Annotated in this window: 16 protein-coding genes; 13 read left to right on the top strand and 3 right to left on the bottom strand. The window is 71.6% G+C overall.

Annotated elements, in window-relative coordinates; all coding sequences use genetic code 11:
* The first annotated feature begins 89 nt into the window (after positions 1 to 89).
* On the top strand, positions 90 to 281 hold the full coding sequence (locus OG259_RS16965; RefSeq protein ID WP_266895492.1) for a hypothetical protein: 192 nt from the start codon (positions 90 to 92) through the stop codon (positions 279 to 281).
* Positions 282 to 385: 104 nt separating this feature from the next.
* Here the strand turns inward: OG259_RS16965 and OG259_RS16960 are convergent, their stop codons facing one another.
* Entirely contained in the window at positions 386 to 952 is a 567-nt protein-coding gene (locus OG259_RS16960) for a hypothetical protein (protein ID WP_443051978.1), read from the bottom strand.
* Positions 953 to 1048: 96 nt separating this feature from the next.
* Here OG259_RS16960 and tsaB point away from each other — a divergent pair, with 96 nt between their 5' ends.
* The 8 genes from tsaB (at position 1049) to OG259_RS16920 (ending at position 6917) form a co-directional block, all read left to right on the top strand.
* Entirely contained in the window at positions 1049 to 1705 is a 657-nt protein-coding gene (gene tsaB, locus OG259_RS16955; protein ID WP_328943049.1) for a tRNA (adenosine(37)-N6)-threonylcarbamoyltransferase complex dimerization subunit type 1 TsaB, read from the top strand.
* A 23-nt stretch (positions 1706 to 1728) separates the two neighbouring features.
* Entirely contained in the window at positions 1729 to 2199 is a 471-nt protein-coding gene (rimI, locus tag OG259_RS16950; protein WP_328947107.1) for a ribosomal protein S18-alanine N-acetyltransferase, read from the top strand.
* On the top strand, positions 2189 to 3304 hold the full coding sequence (gene tsaD, locus OG259_RS16945) for a tRNA (adenosine(37)-N6)-threonylcarbamoyltransferase complex transferase subunit TsaD (protein ID WP_328943048.1): 1116 nt from the start codon (positions 2189 to 2191) through the stop codon (positions 3302 to 3304). Before rimI ends, tsaD begins: the two co-directional genes overlap by 11 nt.
* Positions 3301 to 3555 carry a hypothetical protein gene (locus OG259_RS16940; protein WP_328943047.1) on the top strand — a complete coding sequence of 85 codons (255 nt, stop codon included), beginning with the start codon at positions 3301 to 3303 and terminating at the stop codon, positions 3553 to 3555. Before tsaD ends, OG259_RS16940 begins: the two co-directional genes overlap by 4 nt.
* Positions 3556 to 3611: 56 nt before the next feature.
* Positions 3612 to 4460 (top strand): polysaccharide deacetylase family protein, encoded by an 849-nt coding sequence (locus OG259_RS16935; protein WP_328943046.1) that lies wholly within the window; start codon positions 3612 to 3614, stop codon positions 4458 to 4460.
* Positions 4461 to 4597: 137 nt separating this feature from the next.
* Complete coding sequence (locus tag OG259_RS16930) at positions 4598 to 4963, top strand: YciI family protein (RefSeq protein WP_266895502.1); 366 nt, start codon at positions 4598 to 4600, stop codon at positions 4961 to 4963.
* Positions 4964 to 5045: 82 nt separating this feature from the next.
* Positions 5046 to 6251, top strand: a complete 1206-nt coding sequence (locus OG259_RS16925; RefSeq protein WP_328947106.1) for an RNA polymerase sigma factor — start codon at positions 5046 to 5048, stop codon at positions 6249 to 6251.
* Between the two features lie 21 nt (positions 6252 to 6272).
* Complete coding sequence (locus OG259_RS16920; protein WP_328943045.1) at positions 6273 to 6917, top strand: hypothetical protein; 645 nt, start codon at positions 6273 to 6275, stop codon at positions 6915 to 6917.
* An 81-nt stretch (positions 6918 to 6998) separates the two neighbouring features.
* Here OG259_RS16920 and OG259_RS16915 read toward each other — a convergent pair whose 3' ends face one another.
* Entirely contained in the window at positions 6999 to 8186 is a 1188-nt protein-coding gene (locus OG259_RS16915) for a THUMP-like domain-containing protein (RefSeq protein ID WP_328943044.1), read from the bottom strand.
* Between the two features lie 129 nt (positions 8187 to 8315).
* Between OG259_RS16915 and OG259_RS16910 the strand changes: the two genes are divergently transcribed.
* From OG259_RS16910 to groL, 4 genes are all read left to right on the top strand, one after another.
* Positions 8316 to 9248 (top strand): polysaccharide deacetylase family protein, encoded by a 933-nt coding sequence (locus tag OG259_RS16910; RefSeq protein WP_328943043.1) that lies wholly within the window; start codon positions 8316 to 8318, stop codon positions 9246 to 9248.
* 20 nt (positions 9249 to 9268) lie between these two features.
* Positions 9269 to 9517 carry a hypothetical protein gene (locus tag OG259_RS16905; RefSeq protein WP_328943042.1) on the top strand — a complete coding sequence of 83 codons (249 nt, stop codon included), beginning with the start codon at positions 9269 to 9271 and terminating at the stop codon, positions 9515 to 9517.
* A 211-nt stretch (positions 9518 to 9728) separates the two neighbouring features.
* Complete coding sequence (gene groES, locus OG259_RS16900) at positions 9729 to 10037, top strand: co-chaperone GroES (protein ID WP_017239619.1); 309 nt, start codon at positions 9729 to 9731, stop codon at positions 10035 to 10037.
* Between the two features lie 133 nt (positions 10038 to 10170).
* On the top strand, positions 10171 to 11799 hold the full coding sequence (gene groL, locus OG259_RS16895) for a chaperonin GroEL (protein ID WP_328943041.1): 1629 nt from the start codon (positions 10171 to 10173) through the stop codon (positions 11797 to 11799).
* Between the two features lie 71 nt (positions 11800 to 11870).
* Here groL and OG259_RS16890 read toward each other — a convergent pair whose 3' ends face one another.
* Positions 11871 to 12569: an ester cyclase gene (locus OG259_RS16890; RefSeq protein WP_328943040.1), complete on the bottom strand. Its 699-nt coding sequence runs from the start codon at positions 12567 to 12569 to the stop codon at positions 11871 to 11873.
* Between the last annotated feature and the right edge of the window lie 49 nt (positions 12570 to 12618).

Below are 12618 nucleotides of genomic sequence, written 5' to 3'. Positions count from 1 at the left end.
GTGTCGGGAAGGTGTTGCGTCGTTCGTACGTGCCGTGGTGACATGGATGCACAAGCTGGTTAGGTGAACCTAACCTACGGGAGGCATGCATGGCGACGCCGAAGCGCGCGGAACCCGTCCGGGACCACGTCTCGATGAGTGAGCTGCTGGCATCCTGCGCGGCCGCCCGCGCCGTGTCGACCCCGCCGGGCGGGCGCCCCGACCGGACGGACGAGGAGCACGGGGCGAGGGCCGGGCAGGTCGAGCGGATCGTGCGGGTCGTTCGCGGCAGAGCCGCGTAGCCCCCGGGGGCGGGTCCGGAGAGTCCCGCCTCAGGGTCGGTCCCGCCCTAGGGCCGTGTCCGGAAAGTCCCGCCTGGCCCGCGACGCCCGGCCCGCGACACGACCTAGGCGACGACGACGACCTTCGCGCCGATCACCGCGAACGTCCACAGCGCGTCCCCGTCGGCCCGCTTCATGCGGATGCCGCCGGTCTTCTTCGACGGGTCCGGCTTCGGCGTCGAGCCGTCGACCGCCGCGCTGAAGCCGATCACCACGTCCTGGGCGGTCGCGAACCGCACCACGTGCTCGATCCGCACGCCGTCCGAGCCGCGGACCGAGCCCGAGCGGGACGTCACGCTGTACGCCCCCGGCGCCGGGTCCACCGTGCTCGGCATCACCGTGAACGTCCGGGTGGCCTTGCCCTTCGCGTCGACCAGCCACACCCGGCGGTCGGAGAGCCCGTACACGACCCGCTCACCGCTGCCGGAGCTCGCCGGCACGGCGAGGGGGTTCTTCGGCGGCTGCTTCGGGCCGCCGCTCGGCGAGATCGAGGGGGCGGCGGTGCCGGGCGTCCGGGGCTTCACGGAGACATCTGCGGGAGCGTTCGCCGAGGCCTGGTACGCCAGGAAGCAGACCGCGGCGACGGCCGCCGCCGTGAGCCCGGCCACGATTCCCGAGCTGCTCCGTGCCACCGTGCCCACCTCTCGTACGAACGTATCGAAGGGTGACGGTAGCAGCCGGGCGAGCGAGGGGCGGGGCACCGTGCCCGGGAGCCGTAGGCTGTTCGCGTGCTGTTGCTCGCCATGGATACCGCCACCCCCGCCGTCACCGTCGCCCTCCACGACGGCGAGGCCGTCGTCGCCTCGTCGAGCCAGGTCGACGCCCGCCGCCACGGGGAGCTCCTGCTGCCCGCCGTCGACCGGGTCCTCAAGGAAGCCGGGCTCACGCTCGACGCGGTCACCGGGATCGTCGTCGGCGTCGGCCCCGGGCCGTACACGGGCCTCCGGGTCGGTCTCGTCACGGCCGCGGCCTTCTCCTCCGCGCTCGGCGTGCCCGTGCACGGCCTGTGCACCCTCGACGGCCTCGCGTACGCCTCCGGGATCGACGAGCCCTTCGCCGTCGCCACGGACGCGCGCCGCAAGGAGGTCTACTGGGCGCGCTACGAGGACTCCCGCACGCGCGTGACCGACGCGGCCGTCGACCGGCCCGCCGAGATCGCCGAGCGGCTCGCCGGTCTCCCCGTCGTCGGCGCGGGCGCCCGCCTCTACCCCGAGGCCTTCCCCGACGCCCGCGACCCCGAGCACCAGTCGGCGGCCGCGCTCGGCGCACTCGCGGCGGAGAAGCTCGCGGCCGGCGGGGACGGGTTCCTCGACCCGCTGCCGATGTATCTGCGCCGCCCCGACGCGCAGGTGCCGAAGAACTACAAGGTGGTCACCCCCAAGTGACCGGCGCCGTGGAACTGCGCGAGATGCGCTGGTGGGACCTCGCACCGGTGCTCGCCCTGGAGAACGAGCTGTTCCCCGAGGACGCCTGGTCGGCGGGCATGTTCTGGTCGGAGCTGGCGCACGCGCGCGGGCCCCGGGCCACCCGCCGCTACGTCGTCGCGGAGACCGGTGAGGGGAAGATCGTCGGGTACGCCGGGCTCGCCGCCGCCGGCGGACTCGGTGACGTGCAGACCATCGCCGTCGCCCGCGACCAGTGGGGCACCGGCCTCGGCGCCCGGCTCCTCACCGACCTGCTCCACCACGCCACCGCCTTCGAGTGCGAAGAGGTCCTCCTCGAAGTGCGCGTGGACAACACCCGGGCCCAGAAGCTCTACGAGCGCTTCGGCTTCGAGCCCATCGGTTTCCGGCGCGGCTACTACCAGCCCGGAAACGTGGACGCGCTCGTGATGCGACTGACCGTTCAAGGAACTGAGACTGATTCTGATGGCTGCTGACGAACCGCTCGTACTCGGCATCGAGACCTCCTGCGACGAGACCGGCGTCGGCATCGTCCACGGGACCACGCTCCTCGCGGACGCCGTCGCGTCCAGCGTCGACACCCACGCGCGCTTCGGCGGCGTCGTGCCCGAGATCGCCTCCCGCGCCCATCTGGAGGCGATGGTCCCGACGATCGAGCGCGCCCTGAAGACGGCCGGCATCTCCGCGAAGGACCTCGACGGCATCGCGGTCACCGCAGGACCCGGCCTCGCGGGCGCGCTGCTCGTCGGCGTCTCGGCGGCCAAGGCGTACGCGTACGCCCTCGGCAAGCCGCTCTACGGCGTCAACCACCTCGCCTCGCACATCTGCGTCGACCAGCTGGAGCACGGCAAGCTGCCCGAGCCGACGATGGCCCTGCTGGTCTCCGGCGGCCACTCCTCGCTGCTGCTCTCCGCCGACATCACCTCCGACGTGCGTCCGCTGGGCGCCACCATCGACGACGCCGCCGGCGAGGCCTTCGACAAGATCGCCCGCGTGCTCGACCTCGGCTTCCCCGGCGGACCGGTCATCGACCGGCTCGCCAGGGAGGGCGACCCGGCCGCCATCGCGTTCCCGCGCGGTCTGAGCGGCTCCCGGGACCCCGCGTACGACTTCTCCTTCTCCGGCCTCAAGACCGCCGTGGCCCGGTGGATCGAGGCCAAGCGGGCGGCCGGCGAGGACGTGCCGGTGCGGGACGTCGCCGCGTCCTTCCAGGAGGCGGTCGTCGACGTCCTCACCCGCAAGGCCGTCCGGGCCTGCAAGGACGAGGGCGTAGACCACCTGATGATCGGCGGCGGCGTCGCGGCCAACTCGCGGCTCCGGGCCCTCGCCGAGGAGCGCTGCGAGCGGGCCGGCATCCGACTGCGGGTGCCCCGGCCGGGCCTGTGCACGGACAACGGCGCGATGGTCGCGGCCCTCGGCTCCGAGATGGTCGCCCGCAACCGGCCCGCCTCCGACCTGGAGCTGTCGGCGGACTCCTCGCTGCCGGTGACGGACCCGCACGTGCCGGGTGCGCACGCGCACGGCCACTCCCACGACCACGATCACGTGCACGAGGTCAGCAAGGAGAACCTGTACTCATGAGGCTCGCCCTCATGTGGGAGGCACGGGCCGCGCAGGGCCGGGGCGCCGAGCTCCTGGAGTGGGCCCGGTCCCAGGTCCTCGCGCACGAGCCGCTGCGGCGGGAGATCCTGCGCGCCCCGCAGGACCGGGTCCTCGTCCTCACCTGGTGGGAGGCGGAGACCTTCGACGTCGAGCTGCCCGAGCTGCCGGAGCCGGACGCGGAGCTGATCACCCGTCCGGTCCACCGCTGGCGCTTCGAATCGGTCGAATAAGCACACCGGATCGAAAGTAGAGCAACCTTTCGATCGAATCGGGCATCCCACAGCGCGTGAAGAAGACGATCGCGCTGTGGGCGGCGCTGACCGCCGTCGCCCTCCTGGTGACCGGCTGCGCGGCGGAGGAGCCCGAGGCCGCTCCCGCCCCGGCGAAGACGACCGCACCCGCGGTCGAGCCGTCCGCCGGGCACAAGGCGCCCGAGGCCCCCGGGGGCGCCACTGCCGCCGCGTACCGCCGCTGGGGCCTCAAGCCCTTCGCCGCCCCGCCCGCCCCGCCGGCGACCAAGCCGGTGACCCGCGAGCCGGGCGGCCCGGTCCCCGTCATCAGTGACATCCCCACCACCGAGAAGATCGTCTTCATCACGATCGACGACGGGGCGGAGAAGGACCCCGAGTTCGTCACGATGATGAAGGACCTCAAGGTCCCGGTCACGATGTTCCTCACCGACTCCGCCATCCGCGCCGACTACGGGTACTTCGCCCCGCTCGTCGCCCAGGGCCACGGCCTCGCCAACCACACCCTCACCCACCCCAACCTGCGCACCCTCCCCAAGGACGCCCAGCGCCGGGAGATATGCGGCCAGCAGACGAAGCTGGCGAAGCGGTACGGCACCGCCCCTCGCCTCTTCCGCCCGCCCTACGGCAACTGGAACGAGGCCACCCGCGCGGCGGCGGGGGAGTGCGACGTCGACGCGATCGTGCTGTGGCGCGAATCCATGCAGATCAAGAACATGCAGTACCAGCGCGGCGACAGGAAACTGCACCCCGGCGACATCATCCTGGCCCACTTCCGCGGCCCGTCCGAGCTCAAGGGCCGCACGATGACCGAGATGACGGCGACGATGCTGCGCCGCATCCAGGAACAGGGCTTCACGGTGGCGCGCCTGGAGGACTACGTCTAGAAGCCCGGGTCCGAAGACCGCCTCCGGAGACCGCGGCCGAAAAAACCTTCCGCGGGTCGTCGATGCGGGGCCCGCCCGTTCGACGTATGTGTGGAAGGCGGGGAACGGCCCCGCCGCCGCACCATCGAGGAGTCGTCATGCCCCGCTTCCTGTCCCTCGTCCGCATCGAGGAGAACACCATCGACATGGAGAGCGCCGACCCCGGCTTCGAGGAGCGGATGGGCGCGCTCTTCGAGGAGATCACCAAGGCAGGTGCCATGGTGGACACCGCCGGGCTCAGGCCGACCGCCGAGGCCACCCGGATCACCTGGTCGGACGGGAAGCTGTCGTACACCGACGGACCGTTCACCGAGACCAAGGAGGTCGTCGGCGGCTACGCGATGCTCCAGTGCAAGGACATGGCCGAGGCCGTCGAGTGGGGGAAGCGGTTCCTGGCCGTCCACCCGCCGCACTGGAAGGTGGGCCTGGAGGTCCGCGAGGTCGAGGAGATGCCGGAAGGCTGACCGGTCCCCGAGCCCGTCGTGTGCTGTCATGTGAGACGTGACGGCACAGACGGTCGAGGAGACGCTGGAGACGGTCTTCCGGATGGAGTCGGCGCGGATCGTCGCCACCGCGGCGCGGATCGTCCGCGATGTCGGCATCGCCGAGGAGATCGCGCAGGACGCGCTCGTCGCCGCCCTTGAGCAGTGGCCGCGGACAGGGGTCCCGGAGCGGCCGGGAGCCTGGCTGACGGCCACCGCCAAGCACCGCGCCGTCGACCTCGTGCGGCGCCGCGAGACGTACGCCCGGAAGCTCGCCGAGGTGGGCAGGACGCTCGACGAGGAGTCGTACGACCCGGAGCCCTCGGGCCCCGGGGACATCGACGACGACGTGCTGCGGCTGATCTTCACCGCCTGCCACCCGGTGCTCTCCGCCGAGGCCCGCGCGGCTCTCACGCTGCGGCTCGTCGGCGGGCTCCGGACGGACGAGATCGCCCGCGCCTTCCTCGTACCGGAGGCGACCGTCGCGGCGCGGATCACCCGCGCCAAGCGGACGCTCGCGAAGGCGGGCGTGGAGTTCGAGGTGCCGTACGGGGAGGCGCGGGCGGCCCGGCTCGGCTCCGTCCTGGAAGTGATCTACCTGATCTTCAACGAGGGGTACGCGGCGACCGCCGGCGGCGACCTGCTGCGGCCGGGCCTGTGCGAGGACGCGCTGAGGCTCGCCCGGGTCCTCGCCGCGCTCGTGCCCCAGGAGGGCGAAGCGCAGGGTCTGGCCGCCCTGTTGGAGCTCCAGGCCTCGCGGACGGCGGCCAGGACCGGACCCGACGGGCGGCCGGTGCTGCTCGCCGCGCAGGACCGGCGGCGCTGGAACCGGCTCCTCATCCGGCGCGGATACGCCGCGCTCGAACGCGCCGGGGACGGGCGCTCCTACGGGCCGTACGCCCTCCAGGCCGCGATCGCCGCCCTCCACGCGCGGGCCGCCTCGTACGAGGAGACGGACTGGGCGACGATCGCCGCGCTCTACGGGAAGTTGGGCGCCCTGACCCCCTCACCGGTCGTCGAGCTGAACCGCGCGGTCGCCGTGTCGATGGCCGAGGGCCCCGCGGCGGCGCTCCCGATCGTCGACGCCCTGGCCGCCGAACCGGGCCTGGCGCGCTACCACTTGCTGCCGAGCGTGCGGGGCGACCTGCTGGCCCGGCTCGGCCGGACGGAGGAGGCGCGGGCGGAGTTCGAGGCGGCGGCGGAACTCACCCGCAACGAGAGCGAGCGGGAGCTGCTGCGGGGGAGGGCGCGGGAGTTGGAGGCTTCGTGACGCGCCCGTAGGGTGCTTGGCATGTCCCCGCGCAATCCGCTGCCTCCACCGCCCCCGCCCGCCGAGATCCAGAGCTGGCCCGACCGGGACGCGCGCCTCGCCGACCGGGCGCGGGCGCTGGACGAGCTGGCCCGACGGCTGCTCGGCGCCGGGCGGCTCGCGCTGTTCCTGCTCTGGTTCCTCCTGCTCCAGCTGGGCTGGTCCCTGATCGGCGTCCTGCTCACCTCGCTGGGCGGACCCGTCTTCGACCCGATCATGATGATGATGGACCTCTTCGCGGCGGCCCTCGGCATCGGCGTCCTCGTCCCCGCCGTGTGGCTGACGATCCGCAGCCTGCGCCGCGACCGGATCATCCGCGAGCGCCTCGTCCAGTGGGCGGCCCTGGACCGGCACGGCCCGACGGACGCCCGGCTGCGTGCGCCCGGCCTCAGCGTCAACTGGCTGCTGATGTCCTTCGCGATGTGCGGACTCGGCCTCTGGATGGGCTTCGCGGTCCCGGCCGGCGTCAGCCGGGACGACGGCTACGGACTGGTCGCCTACGGCATGGGAGTCGCCCTGATCCTCTGGGTCACCGGCCTGACGGGCCTGGTCAAGGCCATCGGGCACTACCGCCTGGCGGTACGGCTGACGGGCCGGCGGCGGTCCGAGGCGAGCACGGCCGCCTGAGCGGCGGGGTCCACCGGCTCACCGCCGCCTCACCGCCTCCGCGGCTCACCGCCTCCGCGGCTCACCGCCGCCTCCGCCGGTTCACCGACCCCCCGCCGGCCTCCCGATCAGCATCGTCGGCGCTCCCGCCACCCGGGTGAGCAGGACCGTCGCCGAGTGGGGGCCCTTCGGCTTCACCTTGCGGCGGATCTCCTCGGGCTCGACCGCGGAGCCGCGCTTCTTCACCGTCAGGGTGCCGACCTCGCGCTCCCGCAGCAGGGCCTTCAGCTTCTTCAGGTTGAAGGGGAGTTCGTCGGTGATCTCGTACGCGGCGGCGTACGGGGTCGGGACGAGCGCGTCCGCCGTGATGTACGCGATCGTCTCGTCGATCAGGCCACCGGCCAGGTCCTCCGCCACCTCGGCGACCAGGTGGGCGCGGATGACGGCGCCGTCCGGCTCGTAGAGGTAGCGGCCGACCGGGCGGACCGCCGGGTCGGGGAGGCCGCGGCCGGTGAGGCCCGCGCCCGAGGGCAGCAGGGTGGCCCGGCGGGCGCCCGGTTCCGTACCGAACCAGAGGACGGCCTCCTTGACGTCCCCGCCGTCCGAGATCCACTCGGCCTCGGCCTCGTCGGGAACCGCCTCGTGCGGGATGCCCGGGGCCACCTTGAGCGCCGCGTGCGGGGCCCTGCGGGCCGCCTCGACCGCCCAGGAGAGCGGCGGGGAGTACGCCTCCGGGTCGAAGATCCGGCCCCGGCCGCCGCGCCGCGCCGGGTCGACGAAGACCGCGTCGTACGGGGCGGTGTCGATGTCGGTGACGTCCGCGCACCGCACCTCGATCAGCTCCGCGAGGCCGAGGGCCTCGGCGTTGGCGCGGGCCACCTCGGCGGTGAGCGGGTCGCGGTCGACGGCGAGCACGGAGATCCCGGCACGGGCGAGCGCGATCGCGTCGCCGCCGATCCCGGAGCAGAGGTCCGCGACGCTCCGTACCCCGAGCGCCTTCATGCGGGCCGCCCGGTAGGTGCCGACCGAGGCGCGCGTCGACTGCTCGACGCCGTTCGGGGTGAAGTACATCCGGTACGCGTCCTCCGCGCCGAACTTCGCCACCGCCCGCTGCCGCAGCCGCGCCTGCCCGATGGCCGCCGTGACCAGCTCGGCGGGGTGGTCACGGCGCAGCCGGGAGGCGACCGCCAGCTCCTGGGCGGGGTCGTAGTCGCGCAGGGCGGTGAGGAGCGTCTGGCCCTCGGGGCCGAGCAGAGGGGCGAAGGAGGCGAGGTCGGTCACCCGTCCCATTGTGGGCCCTGTGATGCTGTGGGCCGGCCGGGGGACCGAGGGCACGTACGGCGGTGTCGTACCCCGCGAGGGGCTCCCGCGCTGACAGGATGCGGCGCCATACGACTCGTACGACAAAAGGAATAAACGATGGCAAAAGGTGTGCACGGTTCCACTCGGGCGCTCGGGGCGGTGCTCGTCGTCGCCGCTCTCGCCTCCGCCGCCACGGCCTGCTCCGACGGCGCCGAGCCGGACCGCGGCGCGCCCGCCCCCGCCGCCGGGCAGCAGGCCCAGAGGCAGGTGCAGGGCCAGAGTGCGGCCCGCGCGCTCGACGCGTACGTCGAGAAGGTCCACAAGCGGCGGACCGCCCGCGTGCTCGCCGCCAAGAAGTGGGGCCTCGCCAAGCCCCCGCTCGAAGCGCCCGCCCCGCCCGCCGTCAAGCCGAAGATCACCACCCGCAAGGGCTTCGAGACGGACGGCGAAGGACTCCCGCCCGTCTTCACCACCGTGCCGACCAAGCAGAAGGTCGTCTTCCTGACGATCGACGACGGCGCGGAGAAGGACCCGGCGCTGCTGCGGATGATGAACGAACTGCGGATCCCCTACAGCGCCTTCCTCAGCGACTACGTCGTCAAGGACGACTACGGCTACTTCGCCCGGATGCAGAAGTCGCAGGAGTCCGGGGTCTCCCTCCACAACCACACCCTCAACCACCGCTACCTGCCCGGACTCTCGTACAAGCAGCAGAAGCGCGAGATCTGCGGCATGCAGGACGTCATCGAGAAACGATTCGGCAAGCGGCCCCCGCTCTTCCGCCCGCCGTACGGCAACTACAACGAGGACACCCTGCGCGCCGCCAAGTCCTGCGGGGTCGAGGCCGTCCCGCTGTGGGCCTCCGAGGCGTTCCCCGACCACATGGAGTGGCGCGAGTGGGACCGGGACCTGCACCCCGGCGACATCGTCCTCACCCACTTCCGGGGCAAGCAGGACTGGAAGGGCTCCATGCCCGACATGATCCGCCGGGTGATGAACGTGATCACGGCCAAGGGGTACGCGGTCGCGAAGCTCGAGGACTACGTGTGACCGGACGACGGGGACCACGCGTGACCGGACGACGGGGGGCATCCGCGACCGGACGGCAGGGGTCCTCCGCGACCGGGCGGCGGGTGCCGGCGCTGCTGGCCGCGGTGCTCGTGCTGGGTCTCACCGGCTGCGCCTCGACCGTGGACTCGATCGAGCGGCTCGGCCGGAAGGCGGTGGAACGCGTCGGCCCCCGCGACGCGAAGCCGGCGCCGGCGGCCGACCACGCGTCGACGGAGCTGCCGCCGGTGCCGGGCGGCCGGGGTCACTGAGGCCCCTCCGCGCCGCGAGGACACCGCCACGAGTGAGGAATTGGCACTCCGCTTGACCGAGTGCTAATCGCGGTCATAGTCTCGGCTCTGGCACTCACCACTGGAGAGTGCCAACAGAGCGACGGGCAGGTCCGGCACCCGCGACGACGGATCCACCTGGTCGCCACCTCAGACAGTTAACCCCGAGATCTCCGAAGGGGGAGGTCGGATCGTGACGACCACCAGCTCCAAGGTTGCCATCAAGCCGCTCGAGGACCGCATTGTGGTCCAGCCGCTCGACGCCGAGCAGACCACCGCCTCTGGCCTGGTCATTCCGGACACCGCCAAGGAGAAGCCCCAGGAGGGCGTCGTCCTGGCCGTGGGCCCGGGCCGCTTCGAGAACGGCGAGCGTCTGCCGCTCGACGTCAAGACCGGCGACATCGTGCTGTACAGCAAGTACGGCGGCACCGAGGTGAAGTACAACGGCGAGGAGTACCTCGTCCTCTCGGCTCGCGACGTGCTCGCGATCGTCGAGAAGTAATTCACCGACGTACCGAAGTACCTGAAGTACCGAGCACTGAAGCAGATGCTCAGAGCTGCGCCCCGAGGCCCCTTCCAGGCGCCCCGGGGCGCGGTTCGTTCCACCCCGATTCCGAGAGGGCTGAACCGCTCCCATGGCGAAGATCCTGAAGTTCGACGAGGACGCCCGTCGCGCCCTTGAGCGCGGCGTCAACAAGCTTGCCGACACGGTGAAGGTGACGATCGGCCCCAAGGGCCGCAACGTCGTCATCGACAAGAAGTTCGGCGCCCCCACCATCACCAACGACGGTGTCACGATCGCCCGCGAGGTCGAGATCGAGGACCCGTACGAGAACCTCGGCGCCCAGCTGGTGAAGGAGGTGGCGACCAAGACCAACGACATCGCGGGCGACGGCACCACCACCGCCACCGTGCTCGCCCAGGCCCTGGTCCGCGAGGGTCTGCGCAACGTCGCCGCCGGTGCGTCCCCGGCCGCCCTGAAGAAGGGCATCGACGCCGCCGTCAAGGCCGTCTCCGACGAGCTGCTCGCCACCGCGCGCCCGATCGAGGACAAGTCCGACATCGCCGCCGTCGCCGCGCTCTCCGCGCAGGACCAGCAGGTCGGCGAGCTCATCGCCGAGGCGATGGACAAGGTCGGCAAGGACGGTGTCATCACCGTCGAGGAGTCCAACACCTTCGGCCTGGAGCTCGACTTCACCGAGGGCATGGCCTTCGACAAGGGCTACCTGTCCCCGTACATGGTGACCGACCAGGAGCGTATGGAGGCCGTCCTCGACGACCCGTACATCCTGATCAACCAGGGCAAGATCTCCTCGATCCAGGACCTGCTGCCCATCCTGGAGAAGGTCATCCAGGCCGGCGCCGGCAAGCCGCTCCTGATCATCGCCGAGGACGTCGAGGGCGAGGCCCTGTCGACCCTGGTCGTGAACAAGATCCGTGGCACCTTCAACGCCGTGGCCGTCAAGGCCCCCGGCTTCGGTGACCGCCGCAAGGCCATGCTCGGCGACATCGCCACCCTCACCGGTGCGACCGTCATCGCCGAGGAGGTCGGCCTCAAGCTCGACCAGGCCGGTCTCGACGTGCTCGGCACCGCCCGTCGCGTCACCATCACCAAGGACGACACCACGATCGTCGACGGTGGCGGCGACTCGTCCGAGGTGGCCGGCCGCGTCAACCAGATCAAGGCCGAGATCGAGTCCACGGACTCCGACTGGGACCGCGAGAAGCTGCAGGAGCGCCTGGCGAAGCTCGCCGGTGGCGTCTGCGTCATCAAGGTCGGCGCCGCCACCGAGGTGGAGCTCAAGGAGAAGAAGCACCGTCTGGAGGACGCCATCTCCGCGACCCGCGCCGCGGTCGAGGAGGGCATCGTCTCCGGTGGTGGCTCCGCTCTGGTCCACGCCGTCAAGGTCCTCGAGGACAACCTCGGCAAGACCGGCGACGAGGCCACGGGTGTCGCGGTCGTCCGCCGCGCCGCCGTCGAGCCGCTGCGCTGGATCGCCGAGAACGCCGGTCTCGAGGGCTACGTCATCACCTCGAAGGTGGCGGAGCTCGACAAGGGCCAGGGCTTCAACGCCGCGACCGGCGAGTACGGCGACCTGGTCAAGGCCGGCGTCATCGACCCGGTGAAGGTGACGCGCTCCGCCCTGGAGAACGCCGCCTCGATCGCCTCCCTCCTCCTCACCACCGAGACCCTCGTGGTGGAGAAGAAGGAAGAGGAGCCGGCGGACCACGGTCACGGCCACGGTCACGGCCACTCGCACTGACGCGTGTCGTAACTGATCACTGAGGCCCGGTGCCCCCGTCGCGGGGGCACCGGGCCTCGGCGTTTCTCCCGCTATCCCTCCACGGCGCCGAGCTGCGCCATCAGCCCGAGCATGTCGTAATGCCACCACGCCTCGACGATCTTCCCGTCGTCCCGGAAGCGGTGGATGATCACCCCGGTCATGGTCACGTCCATACCGGTGGGCTGGAGCCCCATGAAGTCGCCGTTGTGGGTGGCCTTCCACGTCCAGCGGGTGCAGACCCGGTCGCCCTCGGCGATCTGGTCGTCCACGGTGAAGGCGAAGTCGAAGCCGCCCCGCCACATCTCCACCTCGCGCCGGAACGCGTCCATGCCGATGGTGTCCTGGGCGTTGGCCGGATTGCGGAAGTGGCACCCCTCGGCGAGCAGCTCGTCGAGCAGCGCGAGCTCCGGCTCGGTCGCGATCATCTCCAGGAAACGCCGGGCGTTGTTCTTGTACAGGGCCTCGTCCCGGACCACGTCCAGGTCGGTGAAGGTCGGCATCTCGTCACAGAGCGCGACCATCTCCCGGAAGATCCGATCGGTCTCGGGAAGCTGCGAGTTCCGCATGGCCACGTCGTACGACGGGAACTCGATGATCTCCACGAGATGCGTGGAATCGGCCCGGTCTCTGCCGAGGACGCTGTGGGTGGCGGTCCGCTTGCCCTTGGTCTGCTCGATCCACCGGTCCATGAGCCGGTTCATGTCGTCGACCCGGCTGGTCTTGAAGTCGATGATCTGCGTGAACGTCATGACGCCTCCCGATCCCGACCCAGGTGGGACCCCTCCAGTCTAGGTTGGA

Source organism: Streptomyces sp. NBC_00250, from assembly GCF_036192275.1.
Classification (GTDB): Bacteria; Actinomycetota; Actinomycetes; order Streptomycetales; family Streptomycetaceae; genus Streptomyces.
Note: the sequence above shows the minus strand (reverse complement) of the source record. Positions and strands in the feature narration are given on the sequence as shown.